Raw genomic sequence first — 19,449 nt, forward strand, 5'->3', positions numbered from 1 at the left:
CAATTAGGCAAGGGCTGTCAGCTGAACGACAAAAACCTATTCCTGGATACTTTTCGTCAAGGTCGCGGTTTTAACGGTGAACGCGCTGACCCAGGAATAGGAATGTAGAAAAACACCGCTTATCGACGCCACACGCACTCGGCCGCCCTCCCGTTCTGGGAGGTGGCCAACGTCAGCGTCGGGAGCTGCTAGCTCTCCAGTGCGTCGACGATGCGGTTGAAGGTCTCGGACGGGCGCATGACCTTGGTGGTCTTGGCGTCGTCGAACCAGTAGTAGCCGCCGAGGTCGGCGGGGCCGCCTTGGACGTCGAGAAGCTCTTGCAGGATGGTCTCCTCGTTGTCGCGAAGCTCAGCGGCGATCTCCTCGAAGCCGGATGCAAGCTCAGCGTCGTCGGTCTGCTTAGCCAGCTCATCGGCCCAGTAGCGGGCGATGAAGTAGTGGGAGCCGCGGTCGTCGATCTCGCCTGCCTTGCGGGACGGGGAACGGCCCTCGTCGAGGAAGGTCTCGATGGCGCGGTCGAGGGTATCTCCCAAAACGCCGGCGCGGGCGTTGTCGTTCTTGTCCTGCTCGTGGCGGAAGGACTCGGTGAGTGCCAGGTATTCGCCAAGCGAATCCCAGCGCAGGTGGTTTTCGGCTTCGACCTGCTGGACGTGCTTCGGTGCAGAGCCGCCGGCACCGGTCTCGAACAGGCCGCCGCCGGCCATGAGCGGGACGACGGAGAGCATCTTGGCGGAGGTGCCCAGCTCGAGAATGGGGAAGAGGTCGGTGTTGTAGTCGCGCAGCACGTTGCCGGTCACCGAGATGGTGTCCTCGCCGCGGCGGATGCGGTCGACGGTGATCTTGGTGGCTTCCTCCGGGGAAGCGAACGAGATGTCCAGGCTGTCAGTGTCCAGGCCGGCGAGCTGCTTCTCGGCGATCTGCTGGATATTGGTGTCGTGGGCGCGCTGCGGGTCGAGCCAGAAGATGGTCTTCATGCCGGACTTGCGGGCGCGGTCGACGGCCAGTTTGACCCAGTCCTCGATGGCGGGGCCACCGGTGTGGCAGGAGCGCCAGATGTCGCCCTTTTCCACGGTGTGCTCCATCAGCACGGTGCCGTCGCCGGCGATGACCTGCATGGTGCCGTCGAAAGGCATCTTGAAGGTCTTGTCGTGGGAGCCGTACTCCTCGGCCTTCTGCGCCATGAGGCCGACGTTGGGGGAGGTGCCCATGGTGGTCGGGTCGTAGGCGCCGTTAGCGCGGCAGTCGTCGATGACCGCCTGGTAGACACCGGCGTAGGAGGAGTCGGGGATGACGGCCAGGGTGTCTTGTTCCTGGTCATCGGCATTCCACATGTGGCCGGAGGTACGGATCATAGCCGGCATGGAGGCGTCGACGATCACGTCGGACGGCACGTGCAGGTTGGTGATGCCCTTGTGGGAATTCACCTGCGCCAGTGCCGGGCCGTCGGCCATGGCCTTGTCGAAGGCGGCGCGGATCTCCTCGCCGTTTTCCAGGTCGGACAGGCCACTGTAAATGGCGCCGAGGCCGCTCTCGCCGTCGAGGCCAGCTTCGAGAAGCTCAGAGCCGTACTGGTCGTAGACGTCCTTGAAAAAGGCGCGGACGACGTGGCCGAAGAGGATGGGGTCGGAGACCTTCATCATGGTGGCCTTGAGGTGGACGGAGAAGAGGATGTTCTCGTCTTTTGCGCGCTGAACAGCGCGCAAAAGGAAGGTGTCGAGGGCCTTGACGGACATGTAGGTCGCGTCGACGACGTCACCAGCGGCGACCTTCACATCGTCGCGGAAAACGCGCTCCTTGTCGTCGCCGACGAGCTTCATAGTCAGGGTGTCATCGGCGTCGATGATGACGGACTTCTCGTTGTGGCGGAAGTCCCCCTCGGACATGGTGGCCACGTTGGTCTTGGAATCAGCGGACCATGCGCCCATGGAGTGCGGGTGCTTGCGGGCGAAGTTCTTCACAGACTGGGGCGCGCGGCGGTCGGAGTTGCCCTGGCGGAGGACCGGGTTGACTGCGGAGCCCTTCACAGCGTCGTAACGCGCGCGGATGTCTTCCTGCGTCTCGCTGGTGGGGTTGGCCGGGTAGTCGGGGATGTCGAAGCCGGCGTCCTGCAGTTCCTTGATGGCCTTGCGCAGCTGCACCAGAGATGCGGAGATATTGGGCAGCTTCACGATGTTGGCATCGCGGGTGCCTGCCAGTTCGCCGAGCTTCTCCAGGTAGTCGGGTACGCGCTGGTCTTCGCCCAGGTAGTCAGGGAACTGGGCGAGGATGCGGCCCGCGAGGGAAATGTCGTAGGTCTCTACGTCCACGCCTGCGTTGGAGGCGAAGGCTTCGACGATCGGTTTGAGGGAGTAGGTAGCTAGAAGCGGAGCTTCGTCCGTTTTGGTCCAGATGATTTTGGCCATGGGTCACCTCAAATAATCAGAATGTTCTATTTCTCAATGTGTCAGCCCACCAGCGTACCCATATAGCTTTCGGTCCGCCGTCTAGGCTCCGGGTACCGCACGGTAAGGTGGGCCCGCATGAGCCTCACTATCGCATCCGTCAACGTCAATGGCATCCGCGCGGCCACGAAGGTGCGCAACGAGAACAATCCGGGCATGCTCGCCTGGCTCGAGGAGACTTCGGCTGACGTGGTGCTCATGCAGGAGGTCCGCGCGACGCAGGACCAGGCGGAAAAGGCACTTGCACCCGCGATCGAGCAGGGTTGGCACGTCTATTTCGCGCCCGCCGCGGCGAAAGGTCGCGCGGGCGTGGGCATTGCGTCGCGCACACCGCTTGACGATGTCCGCGTCGGCATCCCCGAATTTGAGGATTCCGGTCGCTTCATCGCGGGCACGCTTGACGACGGCACCGTGGTCTCCTCCCTCTACCTTCCTTCCGGCAGCACCGGCACGGAGAAGCAGGACGAGAAGTGGCGTTTCCTGGACCAGTTCGAGCCGCTGCTGACCCAGTGGGCTGAGGAAAACAAGGACATGGTGATCGGCGGCGACTGGAATATCTGCCACCGCCGCGAGGACCTGAAGAACTGGAAGGGCAACCAGAAGTCCTCCGGTTTCTTGCCCGGCGAGCGCGCGTTCATGGACTCTGTCTTCGGCTGCTTCCCGGACGATGAGGCCCAGGACATCGGCGCCAAGGACGAGGCCGGCTTCTTCGGCGCCGTCGAGTACGTCAGTGATCTCCGTCGCGCTGCTTGCGCCGAGCCCCGCTGGTTCGATGTGGCCCGCCGCCTCCAGCCAGAGGATGCCCCGTACACCTGGTGGACCTACCGCGGTCAGGCTTTCAACAACAACGCGGGCTGGCGCATCGACTACCAGGCCGTCACCGCGAATATGCTCGAGCGCGCCCAGCGCACCTGGGTGGAAAAAGCTGCGACCGTCGAAGAGCGCTGGTCCGACCACTCGCCGCTGCTCGTCGAGTACAGCTAGGCGGGGCTACCGGTTCGCCGCAGCCCCCGGCGAGATGACGTCGAGGCCGTTGTTTTCTGCGGCCTCGGCCATACGGTGGTCGTAGGTCACCATCGTGGTGCAGCCGCCCAGCATCGCGGCGGAGATGTGGATAGCGTCGAGCGACCTGAGATGTTTTCCGGGAATTAAGCCGGCAAAGCGGTATGCGGTGCGGTCGAGATCGAAAATCGTGATCGAGGCCAAGAACGATTCCAGTTCTCCCAAGCTCAACTCTGGATACTTGTTTCGAGTCCGACGAAGCTCGGTTTCGAGCAGTCTGCAAGAAGACAGCACTGGTGAATGCGTCAGTATCGCTTTATCGAGCGCTTTCGTTTCTGCTTCTTCGACGAGAAGTTTGAACGCGGCTGACGTGTCGAGATACCAAAGATTCACCGTGTCACATCCTCTCTTCACGCAGTTCGTCGAGGATCTGCTGCGTGCTCACGGGTAGGCGTACCCGTTTAATCTCGTCCAGATTGAGTGGCTTCGATGGCGGAGTGAAGGAAAGTCGGCAATGGTGTGCGTCGATCAAGCCGGTCAGGCGAGCGACTGGGCGCCCACGGTTCGTGATGATGAATTCCGCGCCCTGTTCGACCTCGCGCAGGATACGGCTGCTGTCGTTGCGCAGTTCACGCTGCGGGATTGTGCGCGGCTCGGAAGGGTAGTTGGGGCTGTCGGACTTCGCGGTGTGTGGAGTGGATTCGGACGGATCGGACGAGTTGGGAACTGGTGCGGCAGACATGCTACGAGCGTAGCAACAAGTGGGCAAGGGAGGAAGGCTCACCGGGGTTGGGCTCAGGTGGGATTTGCAACGGCACTCGGGTCGAGGTGGCATCCCCACTGCGTAGATTCCAGTGATGCGTCCGGTATCCCCATGTAGCTACTGCCGTTGCGTCCGCCAACTCCTGCGGCCCCGGTGCTGCCGAGCATGTTGGAACGCTAACCGCCTTCTGCTCGGGTCGCTTGTTGCTGGCTATTTGACGAATCGTGGTGTGCGGGCAATTGTCACAACGGTGGTTATGGCGACCACAAGCGCGCCAAGGCCAACTGCGATCCACACATCACTCGATCGCGGGATGGGGGTACCTACGGTAGATGCGTAATCCCAGTACGTCTCTGCGTATGCATAACCAAGGAACAACCCAGCGATGGCGATTCCGACTACAAGCGGACCCCACCTGTTAGCGGCGACTTCTGATACCCCGATGGCGATTCCGGTGAGCGTAGTGAGAAAAAGGAAAATGAACGTCACCCCAAATGTAGCGAGGATTGTCCACGAGTTCTGGCCGGCAGCCGTCACAACATCATCGTCAACCCAGTTCACAGCTTGGCTGTTGGTAACAAGGAAGACATCGTAGAACTTGTAGTAGGGATTGGCGTACTGGTTTGCAATAGATGAAGCGGACGTGGCGGCGGAGAGGATGCCTGTGGCGGTTAGTGCGACTGCTAAAGCGGATGTGAACCACCGGCTAAAACTCATTCCCAATTGGTTCAGGGCCGGCCATTTGGATGCATTGTGGGCGAAGAGCGCCATGAGGGCGATGCCGCCACAGATGGTCCAGAGTTCACCGTCGCCCGTGTAGAACCGGCCGAACGGCATCGCGATCAATAAAACAAAGAACGCAGTGAGGTACTTGGCTGGTGTGGCTGGACTCAAGAAAGGTCTCATCACTTCACATCTCCCTGGGGTGTTTGGTCTGTTTCTTCGGGTTCGACATGGATAGGTGTTGTGGCCAGGAGGTTGAGTAGATCCGTGTCGGTGGGGAAGCTCACGGGCAAATGGGTGGTTGCCGCTGCGGCCGGTTCGGTGAATGTGGCACGGGTAGTGGGGCCAAGCGTCGCCGTTTCAGCAACCGGGTACTGGGTTGTCAGGTCTTCAATCTCGGCGCTGGGGCCGGTGATGGTGGGGAAGTGTGTGCGGGCATTGTCAAGCGGAAGCCCGTAGGAGTTGACCTCCCAGTCAAACACCTGGATCACGTGCGTAGCTAATCCGGCGAAATCCTCGGCGCGGTGCGAAGTCATGATGATAGTGCGCTCGGGGTCCCCCGCAATGTAATCAATGAGTTGCTGTCGCAACTGCTTGCGTGTGGTGGTGTCTACGCCGTCAAAAGGTTCGTCGAGAAGCAAAAGTGGCTCTTGTGCTGCAAGCGCGATCCTAATGGTGAGCAAGCGGCGCTGGCCGACGGAAAGGTCCTTGATGCGAGCATCAGGCAGATCGATAGGGGCGAGAGGCTTTGCGGCGTTGGCTGCGCGTAGCTGTCGGGCGACGGTACCGCCAGCGAATTTAGCGTCCGCACCAGCCGGCGCGAACGCGGCACCCGGGCCCATCAATGAACGAAGCAGGTGAGTTTTGCCTGCCGCGTTCGGGCCGACAAGAGCGTAAAAGCCGGGCTGGGGAGGGGGCTGCAGGCGTGCATGCTTCATTCGGTGCGCTCCTTTTTAATCATGGCGGTCAGTTCCGCTGTGGAAAGGCCAAGCTGGTCGGCCTCGTGGACGAAAGGTTGGACAAATCGCTCTTGGAATGCGTTGCGCCGGGAGTCGAGTAGCTGTTGGCGCGCGGAATCAAGAACGAACATGCCGAGCCCCCGGCGTTTCTCCGCTAGACCCTCATTGAAAATCTCGGTGAGAGCTTTCGCGGAGGTGGTCGGGTTGACGGAGTGGTAGGTAGAGAGCTCGTTTGTTGACGGGACGCGGTCTCCGGGGGCGAGTGCGCCCGAGGAGATCATGTCGCGGAGTTCATCCGCAATCTCTTGGTATATGGGTTTACCACTCATGTGGTTAACCATATAACCATAAGTCTCGGCACGTCAAACGCTATGCGCTGCTAAAAATGGTTGTAGTGTGCGCCCGCTCACGGCCAGGGGATACACTGGTCACTATGTCTAAACCGCGTGTTCTTTCCGGAATCCAGCCCACCGCCGACTCGTACCACCTGGGCAATTACCTGGGGGCGCTGAAGCAGTGGATTGACCTGCAGGACGACTACGAGGCGTTCTATTTCATTCCGGACCTGCACGCGATCACGGTGGAGCAGAACCCGGAGGAGCTGCGCGAGCGCACGCTCAAGGGCGTGGCGCAGCTGATCGCGCTGGGCATCGACCCGGATAAGTCGACGCTGTTCGTGCAGTCGCACGTGCCGGAGCATGCGGAGCTGACGTGGGTGCTGCAGTGCCTGACGGGCTTCGGCGAGGCCAGCCGCATGACGCAGTTCAAGGATAAGTCGCAAAAGCAGGGCCAGGACCGTACGTCGGTGGGCCTGTTCACCTACCCGGTGCTCATGGCGGCGGATATCTTGCTGTACTCGCCGCAGCTCGTGCCGGTGGGCGAGGATCAGCGCCAGCACCTGGAGCTCACCCGCACTCTGGCGGAGCGTTTCAACGGCCGTTACGGAAAGACCTTCGTGGTGCCGGAGGGCTTCATCCCGGAGGGCTCGGCGAAGATCTACGACCTGCAGGAGCCGACCTCGAAGATGAGCAAGTCGGGGGCGAATCCGAAGGGCATCATCAACCTGCTGGATGAGCCGAAGACCTCGGCGAAGCGCATCAAGTCCGCGGTGACGGACAATGACGGCGTCATCGCGTTCGACCGCGAGGGCAAGCCGGGCGTGTCCAACCTGCTGGCGATTCAGTCGGCGTTGACGGGCAACAGCATCGATTCGCTCGTCGCGGGCTACGAGGGCCAGGGCTACGGCGCGCTCAAGGGTGACACCGCCGAAGCGTTGGAGGCGTTCACCACGCCGCTGCGCGCACGCTACGACGAGCTGATGAGCGACCGCGCCCAGCTCGAGGACATTCTCGCCCGTGGTGCCGCCCGTGCCCGCGAGATCGCGCAGCCGCTGCTCGCGGATGTCTACGAGAAGACAGGTTTCCTCGTTCCCCGTCGCTAAAAGCACGCTTATCGACGACGGGGTGAAAACCCCGCCCTCCCCGCACCGGCCCGACACCTCCCGAAGCGCCATTAAGGCGCAGGTGTCCAGCCGGTGCTTTACCATGTATGAGCGAAACTTAGGAAAGGACTGGATTACCCATGGCAACAGCTACGTCGCCCCGCGAGGGCTTCACAGATGAGCAGGGGATTGAGCGCGCCCACCCGACCCAGCAAGGCGGCGGGGCGATGGCGAAAGTGGAGGAGAAAGCGCCACCGGTCGCACACCTGATGCGCATGAACGAGCGCTTCGGAGCAGAAGGCGGCAACCAGTTCGCCGCCGGCATCACGTACTTCTCCGTGCTGTCGATCTTCCCGCTGGTCATGCTCCTTTTCGCAGGCATCGGTTTCGTCCTGGCGGCGCGCCCGGATTTGATGGATCAGCTGCAGGAGCAGATCTCTAACTCGGTGGAGGGCGACACCGGTGAGATGGTCAACGAGATCGTGAAAACGGCGATCGATCAGCGTGGTGCTGTCGCCGGTATCGGTTTGTTGACTGCGCTGTGGTCGGGCCTGGGGTGGATGAACCACCTGCGCACCGGTATCTCCGCGATGTGGTCGCTGGACGCCAATGAGGGCGGCGGAAACTTCGTCACAAAGAAGCTCGCGGACTTGGTCGCGCTTATCGGCCTGCTGGTGCTGCTGATTCTCGCCTTCGGCGTGACTGCTGTCGGCTCGTCGAGTCTGACTACGACGGCGATGGAGCACTTCGGCATCGGCAATTTCCCGGGTGCGCGCTTCGTCGTGTGGCTGGCGGGCCTGGTGGCAGGTATCTTCGCCAACTTCCTGGTCTTCTGGTGGATGGTCGTGTTCATGCCGCGCACCAAGGTGCCGCTGAAGTCCGGCTTCAAGGGTGCGCTCATCGGTGCAGTGATCTTTGAGCTGATCAAGCAGTTCTCCACCGTCATCATCGGTTCTGCCACGAACAACCCGGCAGGCGCGCTGTTCGGCCCGATCATCTCCCTGATGGTCGTGCTTTACCTGGTGTGGCGCGTGGTCCTCTACGTCTCCGCGTGGACGGCGACCACGAAGGAATCCCTCGCGCAGGAAGAACCGGTCATTCCGGAACCGGCCGTGATCAATATCCGCGCCGGGATCAACGAGAAGGACAACACTGGCCGCAACCTCGGCATCGGTGCTGCGATCGGTGCTATCGGCGTCGCCGCCGTTTCTTTGCTGACGCGAGACTGAGCCAGGTAGCTAGCCCGGCTAGGGCCAGCACACCACTGAAGACGGCGATTCCTTCCCACGGGACGGGGTCGCCGTTTTTGGCGTTTTCGGAGGATTTTTCGTCCGAGTCGGGTGCGTCGGAGATGGGGGTGCCGGTGTTGGAGGGGTTGGCGGTGTCGTCGATAAGCGATGCGACGGCGTCGTCGGAGCTGAACTTGTACGCCTCGTGAATGAGATCTTGCGTCTGCTCCCACGCGCGCCCCTTGTCGATGGTGGTGTCCAGCACGATCGCCATGAGCCGCCGGCCGTCGCGGTCGAGCGCGCCGACGAAGGTGTGCTTCGCGTCGTCCGTGTAGCCCGTCTTGCCGCCGATTCCGTCGGGATCGTTGAGGTAGAGCTGGTTGTCGTTGTAGACATCGAAGCCCGGCAGCTCCTCCCCGTCCGCGGCGGTGTAACCGGGGAAGGGGTACATCTCGGTGGCGATGATCTCGCTGAACTTCGGGTTCTTGTATGCCTCGGAGTACGCCACGCCCATGTCCCACGCGGAGGTGGACATACCGGGGCCATCGAGTCCGGAATAGCTCGCTGCGCGGGTGTCCTTCATACCCAGCTCGGCGGCCTTCTCATTGACCTTGCGCAGCGTCTCCTCGTCGCCGCCCAGCTCCTGTGCGAGTGCGTGCGCAGCATCATTGCCGGAGACCATGAGTAGGCCGTGCAGGAGGTCGTCGATGGAATATTTGCCGTTCGGGCCCAACCCCACCGCGGAACCCTCCTGGCCGGCGGATTCCTCGCTGACCGTGACCTCCTTGTCCAACGGAAGTTCGTCGATGGCGATGAGAGCGAGCAGCACCTTGATGATCGACGCCGGGCGGTAGCGCCCGTGCGGGTCCTTCATCGCGATCACATCGCCCGTGTCAGCGTCTGCGACCAGCCACGACGTGGCCAAGACCTTCTCGCTGACCTTGAAACCGTCCGGCGCGATGACACCGCACGGGCCGTCGTACTCGACCGGCAGCGGCGTCGGGGTGGGGGAACCGGGCGCGACGCGTTCCGACGTGCTCACCGGCTCCGGCGGCAGCGTCGCGTTCGGGCAATTGTCCGTGTTCGGGGCTTTCTCGCGCGGATCCGGGTAGTGCGGCGCATCCTCATCCGTGGCCTCGGCCTGGGCGTCTGCCCCTGCCTCGTTTTCAGGGTCCGCCGGGGTGTCAGCTCCGGGCTCTTCGGGTGCCGCGGTGCTGGTTTCTGCTTCCTGCGCCACGGCAGCAGGCACAATAAGTGGGACGACCGGTGCGATAGCGGCGGGGACGATGGCTGCAGCTAACGCGATAGACAGCTTCTTCTTCATCGAGCGGTAAGTCTAGGACCATGTGCGGGGTAGGGGACTTATGACCCGCTGAATTCTCCTGCCCGTTTCCGCGCGGGGCAAGCGTAGCCTCACCTCAAAAATGCCCTCTCACCTGCAGTTAGTTAGCGCTAACTTGCTTGCGGTGCTGGTTAGTGTCCGCGTAGAACTAAGAATATGAGTGAAAAGGAAAGCATTCCTGCCGCAGCGACCGCCGATACCCTGCTGCTTGCAGGTACTGATATTGGCTACCTCGAGCAGGAGGATTTCCCCGAAGTCGAGGTGGAAACCCACGGCATGGGGGAGAAGCTGAACCGTCTCCGCGCCGCCGTGCTGGGTGCGAACGACGGCATCGTGTCCACCGCCGCGGTCGTGGTCGGTGTTGCCGGTGCGACGGACAGCACCCGCGAGATTTTCACCGCCGGTCTGGCAGCGCTCGTCGGTGGTGCGATCTCCATGGCGCTAGGTGAGTATGTCTCCGTCTCCTCCCAACGCGACGCAGAGAAGGCCGCCGTCGACTCCGAGAAGAAGCTGCAGGCAGAAGACCCTGAGGCAGAATTCCGCCATTTGGTCCAGGCGTACAAGAACGACGGACTCTCCCCGGAGACCGCCCTTGCCGTGGCCCGTGAGCGCACCGAATCCGATCCGCTCGCCGCCCACTTGGAGGTCCACTATGGCCTCGACCAGGACGACCTCGTCAGTCCGTGGTCCGCTGCGATCGCCTCGTTCCTGTCGTTCTTCGTCGGCGCGCTGCTGCCGCTCGGTGCGATCATGCTCGGCGGCGGCGCCACCAGCCGCGTGGCCGTCTGCGTTGTTGCCACCCTGATCGCCCTGGCAGTCACCGGCGCGATCTCCGCCAAACTCGGCGGCGCGAAGCCGGGTCGAGCCGTCTTCCGACTGGTCATCGGCGGCGGGTTGGCGCTCGCTGCGACCTTCGCCGTCGGCTCGCTGTTCGGCACCGCGGTCGGGTAGTTCCGGGGGTCGCAGTGGTATGGGTCGACCGGGGGTGGTGGCTGGTTGTTAACCCCAGTTGTTAACCCCCGCTCTAGTTGTTAACCCCAAAACTTAGTTATCCCAGGTGGGCGTTTGAGGCCCGGTTTCAGTGACCTGGGGAAACTAAGTTTTGGGGTTAACATCTAGGTTCTGGCCCGGTGGCCCTGCAGGTTTTGGACCGGCGGCCCGGCGGCCCTAGAACTTCGAGAAGCGCTTCACTAGGAGGTCTTCGAGTTCGCGCCAGCCTTCGGCTTTGTCGGTGAAGGGGGCGGAGGGGACGTAGCCGGCGGCTTCGGTGGAGCCCATCATGTAGGCGAGGTAGTCCTGCATGCGGGGGTTGGCGAGCAGGTAAGAGTTGAGCGAGTCGTCGTCGGCCCAGTCGGCTGCGTCGGCCATGAGCTCGTAGGCCTTGGACATCTGCTGGGTGTCCACTGCGTCGACGCCCTTCTCGATGTCGGAGGCGATGCCGTTCAGCGAGTAGGAGTTGTCCGGGTGGACGGTGACCTCGAGTTCGCCGGCGTTGGCGAGGGACTGGAGATCGGACCAGGTGCTCACGCGGGCAAGCTCGTGGTCGTCGTTGTCCACGATCCAGCGCAGCAGGTGCTTGGTCGTGGGGAAGGTGAAGATTTCCCCGAATTTGCCCAGGAAGACAGGGGAGTCGCCGATGTAGGTGCGCAGGGTGTACACGCCCTTGCCCTGGACAGTCATCTTGACGGGGTCGATGCCAGCATCGGCCCAGGCGGATGAATCGTAGGGGTCGGCGGCGGCGCGGGCTTCCTCGGCGTCCTTCTCGGCCTGGGCGCGCCGCTCTTCGCGGGCGGCGGTGGCTGCGGCGATGGATTCGCCGGCGTCGGACACGCGGGTGGCATCGAGCTCATCATCGGCGACGACGCGGACAGCGTCATCAAGGGAGGAGACGACATTTTCCCAGTTGGTCAGGACGGCGCGGCCGACGCCGGACCATTCACCGAGGCCGGTGGGGCCGGCGTAGTGCTCGTGGCCGCGGTGGACATTGTTCAAAACGGAGTGGGACGCGAAGAAGATGGAAGCGTCCTGCGCGTTGGCCACTTCGGCGAGCGACCGGGAGAGCTGGAAAATGCGGGAGACAGCGGAGACATTCTCGTGGCTCGGGCGGCCGGCCAGGTAGGACGGCAGGCCGATGATGTCGTAGGTGTTTTTATCGCCGGGCACGACGCGGTCGTCGCCGCCGGCCTGGAAGGCGGACCACTTGGGGTGGTCGACGAGGTCGTGGTCGTTGTGGTCCTCGAGGTAGACGAGGAGTGCCTCGGGGCTGTTGAAGACGAGGACATCGTCGGCGTCGCCGAGGAAGGCTTGCCATTCGGATCCGCCTTGGCGCCACGTGGGGGCCCAGAGCGTGTAGAAATCACCCTCCGTCAACGAGATCTTCACCGGGAGAATCGCGCGCGTATTCATGGGCATTCACATTACTAAACCCATGTCCAATTATTCGAGCTAGGCCGTCGGCCGCCAGAACCCTTTGAACGGCATGCGGATATTGGTCGTGCGCACCGGGTTCATCTGCACCGGGTCGCCGGCTTCGACCATCATTCCGTCGCCGGCGTACATGGCCACGTGGCCGGACCAGACGATGAGGTCGCCGGGCTGCAGATCGTCGTGGCTGACTTGTTGCCCGATGGCCTGGTTTTCGGCGGTGCGCGGGATTTCGACGCCGGCTTGGCGGTAAGCCCAGGAAGTCAGCCCGGAGCAGTCGAAGCCGCCGGGCGCGTTGCCACCCCACACGTACGGGGTGCCCAGCATGGATTTCGCGGCGGCAACGGCGGCGCGGCCAGCTTCACTGTCCCCGGCGGGGACGGGACTATCAGGGACGTTGGCGGGAGCGGGTGTCTCCAGTGCGGTAGGCTGCGTCGAGCTGCCACGGAGTTCTGCTTCGGCGGCCTGCGCCGTGGCGGACGGGACGAGCGGGTCGCGGGATAGCGCATCAGCAACCAGGTTGTCCAGGCGTGTGATGAGCGGGTCCAGGTCGTCTTTCAACACGTCGAGCCGCTTATCGACGTCCGCCAGCGCCCCTCCCGCCAAGACCGTGAGTTCAAGGACAGCACCGAATCCGGCCGGGCCAGAAAGCAGGCCGGGGAGGAGCGGTGCAGCGTCAATGAGGAACTGCTTGCCGGTCTCGACGATGTCGGCGGCCGCGCTTTCGATATGGGGGGCGGCGTCGCCTATAGCGGCCTCAATCTCATCGCGGTCGGCCGCGAGGTTGGCTACCGCACCGAGCAGGCGGCTGGGATCCGCGCCGACTAGGTCGGCGAGCGCATTAGCGGAAGCGAACTCGGGCGTGGTGCCGATGGTGATCTCTGGCAGGGGCTCAGGCGCAGATTCCAGGATGGCGCACAGCACAGGCTCGACGAGAGTGAAACCGGCGGCAGCCACCAGAGGCATGAGCCCCAGGCCGGACGACATGGGGTCGAGCGCAGGTGCGGGTTGGGGCAGCGCCGATTGAGACAGCGGCGGTGGTGTCAGAGTCGCGGTCATGGGTGGATGGCCTCGAAGGAGTGGGCAGATGCGCCGTCGATAAGCGATGCCTTGTTGCTGAATACCGCCATGTTGTCGGCGACGCGGTGCGCTTCATCGGTGAGCAGCGCAGCTTGATCGTTTGCGGCGGCGACGGCGTTGGTGATGGCGGTAGCGAGGCCAGCGAGCGGGCCCGCGGTAGGCAGCGGCGGCAAAGATGTGGGCGCGAGTGCGTCAGCGTCTTCGCGCAAAGAGGCGAGGTCGGTTTCAGTGGCGGCGGTATCCAAATTCAAAATGTGCATGCCTTATTGGACTGCCCGAACCGCCCGAAGGTTCCATCAGCGTGAAAAGTTCCGCGATAGCATGGGTATCTATGGAGATTACGATCATCGACCACCCGCTGGCCCAAGCACGTCTGACCCGCCTGCGCGACGAGCGCACGAATAATTCCGGTTTCCGTACCGCCCTGTCGGACCTGGGAGCGATGCTGGTGTACGAAGCTTCGCGCGACCTCGAGGTGGAGACCTACGAGTGCACGACCCCGGTGGCGACTGCGGAAGGTTCGCGGCTGAAGAATCCGCCGATCATCGTGCCGGTGATCCGTGCCGGCCTGGGGCTGGTGGACCCGGCGCTGTCGATGATCTCGGACGCGCAGGTCGGCTTCATCGGTCTGGCGCGCGACGAGGAGACGCATGAGCCGGTGCCGTACCTGGAGGCGCTGCCGGACGATCTGTCGGGACAGCCGGTGTACCTGGTGGACCCGATGCTGGCCACGGGCGGTTCGCTCGTCCACGCGATCGAGCTGCTTACCGCGCGCGGGGCGGACGACATCACGGTGATCTGCGTCGTGTCCGCGCAGCCGGGTGTGGACCGCCTCGCGGAGATGAACGTGCCGCTCCGTTTGATCACGGCGGCGGTGGACCCGGCGTTGAACGAGGATGCCTACATCGTGCCGGGCCTGGGCGATGCGGGCGATCGACTCTACGGACCTCGTAATATTCACCTCTAAAATATTTGTGTGGCGCGCCTCACGCATTTAAGTTAGTCTCCGCCTTAACGAAAACTTAAAAAATTCTAAGGGGGGCTTAGGGATGGATGAGGTTTTACCGACGCGCAATTGGATGAGCTTCGGTTACAGCCTGTCGGCGCGTCTGCGAATGCTGCGGGATATGAGGGGGATCAGCCAGATGCGTTTGGCTGAAATGGCGGGGTTGTCGCGCAGCTTGGTGTCGAATCTGGAGCGGAATAGTTCCGGCGCGACGCGGTCGTCGGATCCGACGATGAGCACTATCTACCGCCTGGCGTACGCCCTGCGCGTGCCGCCCGCGGTGCTGCTGCCGGCCGTAGGGGAAGAGGTCGGCGAGCTGTGCTGGGAAGCGCTCGAGCGGGTGATGGAGAAGGCGAAGGACCTGCAGGACGAGGAAGTCGAGCAGAAGAAAAGGGCTCACTGGCGGCAATTGAGTACCACCGTCGCCTGGCCGGCTGGCCCCGACGATACGAAGCCTTTCGCGTCGCTGGGTTAGGCAGAGTCAGAAAAATCTCGGCCATTTTTCTGCCCCAACTATCTGTACAGCTTGGTCTAGTTGTACACTTCCACGCAGAGCGAAACTAGATGCGCGCGGACGCTAGCGTGGACAGCGCGCGGACATCGTTGAGGCGAAGGGGAGTGTGCAGCGTGTCAATAGCGGCCCAAATCGACGCATGGCTGGTGGAGCACCGCGACCAGGTCGTGGAGTGGCGTCGCCATCTGCATTCCCATCCAGAGTTGTCCCACGCCGAGATCGAGACGACGCAGTTCATCGCCAGCGTGCTCGCAGACCACGGGCTTGAGCCGCAGCTCTTCCCGGAGACGGGCCTGTACGTCGACATCGGGCCGGAGAGCGACGAGCGTCTCGGCTTCCGCGCGGACATCGACGCACTGCGCGTCGAGGAGGTCTCGGGCCTGCCGTTCGCGTCGCTGACCCCGGGAATGTCACATTCCTGCGGCCACGATGTCCACACCACGATCTGCCTGGCATTGGCGTGCGCCTTGTCGGAGATCGACCTGCCGTTCGGTATCCGCATCATCTTCCAGCCCGCGGAGGAAGTGATGGACGGCGGCGCGCGCGATGTCATCGAGTGGGGTGGCTTGAAAGGCGTGTCCAGCATCTATGCCGTGCACGTCGAGCCGAAATTGCGTGTCGGCCAGGTCGGTGTGCGCACGGGCGCGATCACGTCCGCCGCGGATGTTTTGCGTATCGACGTCACCGGTCCCGGAGGCCACACCTCCCGCCCCCATTTGACGGCCGATGTGGTCTACGCCCTCGGCAGCCTGGTCACGCAGTTGCCGGGCTTGTTGTCGCGCCGGGTGGATCCGCGCACCGGCACCGTGCTGGTCTTCGGCCAGCTCGAGGCGGGCTTCGCCGCGAACGCCGTGCCGAAAACGGGTCGCGTGTCCGGCACGATCCGCACCCAAGATATCGGGACGTGGCGAACGTTGGAACCGCTCATGCGCGAGCTTATCGACGCCGTCGTGGCCCCCACCGGCTGCAAATACGAATTGTCCTATACCCGGGGCGTTCCGCCAGTGATGAACGACGATGTGGCCACCGCAGCACTTGCCGGGGCCGCACAGAATGTCGACCCGCACGCGGTGGTGCAGGCTCCGCAGTCCAGCGGCGGTGAAGATTTCTCCTGGTACCTCGAGCACGTGCCCGGCTCCATGGCACGCTTGGGTTGCTGGCAGGGGACTGGCCCGAAATACGATCTGCACCGCGGTGACATCATCGTCGACGAACGGTGCATTGACGTCGGCGTGCGCCTGTTCGGCTCGATGGTCGAACGCTATGAAGGTGGCCTCGTCGAACCAGCTGCACTGTAGGCGTTCTGCCCAGTTCAGCGTTTCTCTTCGCGCTCACCGGCAGCCCGGTCGGCGACACGTGCTGCTGACGGCTACAGTGGACTCCCGGAAACTGTGCAGACGCGAAGCGCAAAGGAGACATGCGTGTCCAAGAAGATCGTGATCATCGGCGGCGGCCCGGGCGGCTACGAGGCAGCACTCGTCGGCAGTTCTTACGGCGCGGACATCACGTTGGTCGAGGATCTCGGTGTCGGTGGTTCCGGCATTCTGCGCGATGTCGTCCCGTCCAAGGGCTTCATCGCGGGCACGAATATCAAGACTGACCTCCGCCGCGCCGACGCCATGGGTCTCAAACACGGCCTCAGCGAGGTGAACCTGTCGGTTCCGGCGCTGAACAACCGCGTGGTCGCTCTCGCCTCCGAGCAGTCGCGCGATATCCGCAACCAGGTCGAGCGCGCCGGCGTTCGTCTGATCAACGGCCGCGGCCGCTTCGCATCCAAGCAGGAGGGCCACACCACCCACCGCGTCGAGGTGGAACTCAAAGACGGCACCGTGGAGACCATCGACTGCGACATGGTGCTCATCTCCACCGGCGCATCCCCGCGCGTGCTGCCGAAGGCGAAGCCGGACGGCCGCCGCATTTTGAACTGGCAGCAGATGTACGACCTGATCGAGATGCCGGAGCACCTCGTCGTGGTCGGCTCGGGCGTGACCGGTGCGGAGTTCGTCTCCGCTTACGCTGAGCTGGGCGTGAAGGTGACCATGGTGGGCTCCTCGGACCGCATTCTCCCGCACGACGATGCGGATGCGGCCGACGTGCTGGAGCAGGTCCTGTCCAACCGCGACGTGACCCTGGTCAAGGACGCGCGCGTGGACAGCGTGGAAAACACCGGCGAGGGCGTGATCGTGCGCACGAGCGACGGCCGCGAGATCACCGGCTCCCACTGCCTGATGTCCATCGGTTCGATCCCGAACACGAAGGATCTGCAGCTTGAATCCCAGGGCGTGGACGTCACTCCGTCCGGCCACATTCATGTGGACCGCGTCTCCCGCACCAATGTCGCCGGCATCTACGCCGCGGGCGACTGCTCCGACCTTATGCCACTGGCCTCGGTCGCCGCGATGCAGGGCCGCATCGCGATGTACCACGCGCTCGGTGAGGGTGTCGAACCGCTGCGCATCCGCACCGTCGGCAATGCTGTGTTCACGCGTCCGGAGATCGCGGCCGTCGGCATCACGGAGCAGCAGATCCACAACGGCGAGTACTCCGCCGACATCATCAAGCTGGACCTGGCTACCAACCCGCGCGCGAAGATGCGTTCGTTGAAGACCGGTTTTGTGAAGATCTTCGCCCGCAAGGGGTCCGGCCAGGTGCTCGGCGGTGTCATCGTCGCGCCGACCGCGTCCGAGCTGATCCTGTCTCTCACGATCGCTGTGACCAACCACCTCACGGTCGAGCAGCTGGCCAATTCCATGGCGGTCTACCCGTCCCTGTCGGGTTCCATTACCGAGGCCGCACGCCGTCTCGTGCACAAGACGGACCTGAACTAAGAGCTTAAAGTGCCAGTTCAGGGCGAAATATAAGTTATATAAGACTGCGGCGGCCGATCGGGAAAATATAGAGAATATAAGCTATATAAAAGCTAAAAGCCGAGACCCGGGCAGGAGGATCGCCGTGGGCAATTTATCGCGCAACCCGTTCATTCCCACATTCGGCGTCTCGCCGAGCGTGTTCGCTGGCCGCAACGCGGTCGTGGAAGCGTTCGGCCGCGGGCTGTCCGGCGGCGTCGGCGACCCGCGGCGCGCCCTGTTGCTGTCGGGTCCGCGCGGCATCGGCAAGACCGTCACGCTGAATGAGTTGGAAGACGAAGCGAAGCGCCGTGGCTGGGTGGTGCTCCGCGCGCAGCCGCACGACCTGGTCCAGCCGCTGGTGGATACCGCGATTCCGCACGCGCTGTCGATCTTGAGCCAGCGCCCCGAGGGGCGGCGCCGCATCACGGGCGTCAATATTGCGGGGCTTGGGGGAGTGCGCAGCGAGATCGACGACGGGTACAGCCCTGCGCCCTCGCTGATCACGGGCTTGAATTCGCTTGCCGACGAAGCCGGCCCCGACTCCGGCATCCTCATTACCGTCGATGAGGTCCAAAGCGCGCCGTCGAATCAGATGTGGGAGCTCACCGCCGCGGTGCAGGACCTGATGCGGGATAACCGCAATATCGCCTTCGCTGCCGCGGGGCTTCCCGAGGGCATCGCATCGCTGTTGCAGCACCCGGGCACGACGTTCTTGCGCCGGGCTCAGCACTCCAATCTGGGGCCGATGTCGCCGGAGCAGACGGCAGAGGTGCTCGCCCAAACCGCAGAAGCAGGTGGGGCGGAGTTCGATCAAGCGGCCTTGCGTGCGTCGGTGGCGATGAGCCGCGGCTACCCGTTTTTGATCCAGCTCATCGGATTCCACCTCTTTGAGCGGGCTGGCCGGGGCGGAAGGATCACGGCCGGTGGTGTGGACGCAGTGCGCGAGGATGTGCTGGATACTCTCGGCCAGCTGGTGCACGCGCCGGCGCTGAGCACGGTTCCGCCAAAGCAGGAGGAATTTCTCGTGGCAATGGCGCAAGCCCAGCAAGAATTGGCCGCGGTGCCGACGGCGGAGATTGCGCGCGTGCTCGGCGCCACCCCGCAGTCGCTCACCATGGCTCGGCAAGCGTTGCTCAAGCGGGAGCTGGTCTACAGCCCGAAACACGGCTACCTGAATTTCACGATCCCGCACATGGGGCACCACCTGCTGAACCGCGGTCCCCGCGACAGCGGCTGGGACTAAGGCAAAGCCAAGCCGTCCCGGGCGGGGCGAGGGTTCGCTGGGAAGGTGTGCGATGCAGAAAGTGGGGAAAGATGGCCCGCGCCCCACATTGTTTCGGCATACTAATTAGTGGCGCGGGACACAAAAGTATCCCGCAGTGACATGAATTGCCCGCGGCGATATTCCCAGGAGGTTTGCTGTCCATGATCGAGCACGAGGTGCGCACGCGCAGGTCGGCGGAGGAGTTCCCGTACGAGGAACACCTCGCCTACAAGGTCGCGCAGGTGGCCGCGGACCCGGTGGAGGTTCCGGAGGAGACCAAGGAGACGGGGTGCGGACGTTTTGTTAGACAGTTTCGATCTCACGCTACATTGACTTTTCGATATTCGGCAATGCTCAAGCCATCGAGGCTGATCTTGATTCGGTGATTGTTATAGAACTCGATGTATGTCGC

The 19,449-nt window shown here is 63.2% G+C and carries 20 protein-coding genes; 9 read left to right on the forward strand and 11 right to left on the reverse strand.

The window, feature by feature from the left end:
• Positions 1 to 188: 188 nt before the first annotated feature.
• Positions 189 to 2,402, reverse strand: a complete 2,214-nt coding sequence (locus ACUY2Y_RS03655) for an NADP-dependent isocitrate dehydrogenase (RefSeq protein WP_448324849.1) — start codon at positions 2,400 to 2,402, stop codon at positions 189 to 191.
• 117 nt (positions 2,403 to 2,519) lie between these two features.
• On the opposite strand from ACUY2Y_RS03655, the gene ACUY2Y_RS03660 reads away from it, so the two are divergent.
• Positions 2,520 to 3,425 (forward strand): exodeoxyribonuclease III, encoded by a 906-nt coding sequence (locus ACUY2Y_RS03660; protein WP_448324850.1) that lies wholly within the window; start codon positions 2,520 to 2,522, stop codon positions 3,423 to 3,425.
• A 6-nt stretch (positions 3,426 to 3,431) separates the two neighbouring features.
• Here ACUY2Y_RS03660 and ACUY2Y_RS03665 read toward each other — a convergent pair whose 3' ends face one another.
• From ACUY2Y_RS03665 to ACUY2Y_RS03685, 5 genes are all read right to left on the reverse strand, one after another.
• Complete coding sequence (locus ACUY2Y_RS03665) at positions 3,432 to 3,836, reverse strand: type II toxin-antitoxin system VapC family toxin (RefSeq protein WP_448324851.1); 405 nt, start codon at positions 3,834 to 3,836, stop codon at positions 3,432 to 3,434.
• Between the two features lie 4 nt (positions 3,837 to 3,840).
• The gene (locus ACUY2Y_RS03670) at positions 3,841 to 4,185 is read right to left on the reverse strand and encodes a type II toxin-antitoxin system Phd/YefM family antitoxin (protein ID WP_448324852.1); all 345 of its coding nucleotides are present in this window, start codon (positions 4,183 to 4,185) and stop codon (positions 3,841 to 3,843) included.
• A 231-nt stretch (positions 4,186 to 4,416) separates the two neighbouring features.
• Positions 4,417 to 5,112, reverse strand: coding sequence for a hypothetical protein (locus ACUY2Y_RS03675; RefSeq protein WP_448324853.1), 696 nt, complete (start codon positions 5,110 to 5,112; stop codon positions 4,417 to 4,419).
• Positions 5,112 to 5,867, reverse strand: coding sequence for an ATP-binding cassette domain-containing protein (locus ACUY2Y_RS03680; protein ID WP_448324854.1), 756 nt, complete (start codon positions 5,865 to 5,867; stop codon positions 5,112 to 5,114). Before ACUY2Y_RS03680 ends, ACUY2Y_RS03675 begins: the two co-directional genes overlap by 1 nt.
• Positions 5,864 to 6,217: a GntR family transcriptional regulator gene (locus ACUY2Y_RS03685; RefSeq protein WP_448324855.1), complete on the reverse strand. Its 354-nt coding sequence runs from the start codon at positions 6,215 to 6,217 to the stop codon at positions 5,864 to 5,866. The genes ACUY2Y_RS03680 and ACUY2Y_RS03685 overlap by 4 nt, the downstream gene beginning before the upstream one ends.
• 104 nt (positions 6,218 to 6,321) lie before the next feature.
• On the opposite strand from ACUY2Y_RS03685, the gene trpS reads away from it, so the two are divergent.
• A complete protein-coding gene (gene trpS / locus ACUY2Y_RS03690; RefSeq protein ID WP_448324856.1) occupies positions 6,322 to 7,329 on the forward strand; it encodes a tryptophan--tRNA ligase in 1,008 nt (335 codons plus the stop codon).
• Positions 7,330 to 7,469: 140 nt separating this feature from the next.
• Positions 7,470 to 8,558, forward strand: a complete 1,089-nt coding sequence (locus tag ACUY2Y_RS03695) for a YhjD/YihY/BrkB family envelope integrity protein (RefSeq protein ID WP_448324857.1) — start codon at positions 7,470 to 7,472, stop codon at positions 8,556 to 8,558.
• Here the strand turns inward: ACUY2Y_RS03695 and ACUY2Y_RS03700 are convergent.
• On the reverse strand, positions 8,518 to 9,882 hold the full coding sequence (locus ACUY2Y_RS03700; RefSeq protein WP_448324858.1) for a serine hydrolase: 1,365 nt from the start codon (positions 9,880 to 9,882) through the stop codon (positions 8,518 to 8,520). The genes ACUY2Y_RS03695 and ACUY2Y_RS03700 overlap by 41 nt on opposite strands.
• A gap of 294 nt (positions 9,883 to 10,176) precedes the next feature.
• On the opposite strand from ACUY2Y_RS03700, the gene ACUY2Y_RS03705 reads away from it, so the two are divergent.
• The gene (locus tag ACUY2Y_RS03705; RefSeq protein WP_448324869.1) at positions 10,177 to 10,851 is read left to right on the forward strand and encodes a VIT1/CCC1 transporter family protein; all 675 of its coding nucleotides are present in this window, start codon (positions 10,177 to 10,179) and stop codon (positions 10,849 to 10,851) included.
• Between the two features lie 216 nt (positions 10,852 to 11,067).
• On the opposite strand, the gene ACUY2Y_RS03710 is transcribed toward ACUY2Y_RS03705, so the two are convergent.
• The 3 genes from ACUY2Y_RS03710 to ACUY2Y_RS03720 are packed head-to-tail and all read right to left on the reverse strand — an operon-like array spanning position 11,068 to position 13,664.
• On the reverse strand, positions 11,068 to 12,306 hold the full coding sequence (locus ACUY2Y_RS03710) for a hypothetical protein (RefSeq protein WP_448324859.1): 1,239 nt from the start codon (positions 12,304 to 12,306) through the stop codon (positions 11,068 to 11,070).
• Positions 12,307 to 12,345: 39 nt separating this feature from the next.
• Positions 12,346 to 13,383 (reverse strand): NlpC/P60 family protein, encoded by a 1,038-nt coding sequence (locus ACUY2Y_RS03715; protein ID WP_448324860.1) that lies wholly within the window; start codon positions 13,381 to 13,383, stop codon positions 12,346 to 12,348.
• On the reverse strand, positions 13,380 to 13,664 hold the full coding sequence (locus ACUY2Y_RS03720) for a hypothetical protein (protein ID WP_448324861.1): 285 nt from the start codon (positions 13,662 to 13,664) through the stop codon (positions 13,380 to 13,382). The genes ACUY2Y_RS03715 and ACUY2Y_RS03720 overlap by 4 nt, the downstream gene beginning before the upstream one ends.
• A 71-nt stretch (positions 13,665 to 13,735) precedes the next feature.
• Here ACUY2Y_RS03720 and upp point away from each other — a divergent pair, with 71 nt between their 5' ends.
• The 5 genes from upp (at position 13,736) to ACUY2Y_RS03745 (ending at position 19,016) form a co-directional block, all read left to right on the forward strand.
• A complete protein-coding gene (gene upp / locus ACUY2Y_RS03725; RefSeq protein WP_296146549.1) occupies positions 13,736 to 14,371 on the forward strand; it encodes a uracil phosphoribosyltransferase in 636 nt (211 codons plus the stop codon).
• A gap of 82 nt (positions 14,372 to 14,453) precedes the next feature.
• Positions 14,454 to 14,885 carry a helix-turn-helix domain-containing protein gene (locus tag ACUY2Y_RS03730; RefSeq protein WP_259901106.1) on the forward strand — a complete coding sequence of 144 codons (432 nt, stop codon included), beginning with the start codon at positions 14,454 to 14,456 and terminating at the stop codon, positions 14,883 to 14,885.
• Between the two features lie 152 nt (positions 14,886 to 15,037).
• Positions 15,038 to 16,222 carry an amidohydrolase gene (locus ACUY2Y_RS03735; protein WP_448324862.1) on the forward strand — a complete coding sequence of 395 codons (1,185 nt, stop codon included), beginning with the start codon at positions 15,038 to 15,040 and terminating at the stop codon, positions 16,220 to 16,222.
• 123 nt (positions 16,223 to 16,345) lie between these two features.
• Entirely contained in the window at positions 16,346 to 17,752 is a 1,407-nt protein-coding gene (locus tag ACUY2Y_RS03740; RefSeq protein WP_448324863.1) for an NAD(P)H-quinone dehydrogenase, read from the forward strand.
• A gap of 124 nt (positions 17,753 to 17,876) precedes the next feature.
• A complete protein-coding gene (locus ACUY2Y_RS03745) occupies positions 17,877 to 19,016 on the forward strand; it encodes an AAA family ATPase (RefSeq protein WP_448324864.1) in 1,140 nt (379 codons plus the stop codon).
• 340 nt (positions 19,017 to 19,356) lie between these two features.
• Here the strand turns inward: ACUY2Y_RS03745 and ACUY2Y_RS03750 are convergent, their stop codons facing one another.
• Positions 19,357 to 19,440 (reverse strand): hypothetical protein, encoded by an 84-nt coding sequence (locus ACUY2Y_RS03750; RefSeq protein WP_286362473.1) that lies wholly within the window; start codon positions 19,438 to 19,440, stop codon positions 19,357 to 19,359.
• Positions 19,441 to 19,449: the final 9 nt, after the last annotated feature.

It is taken from the genome of Corynebacterium sp. 20-84, from assembly GCF_053479455.1.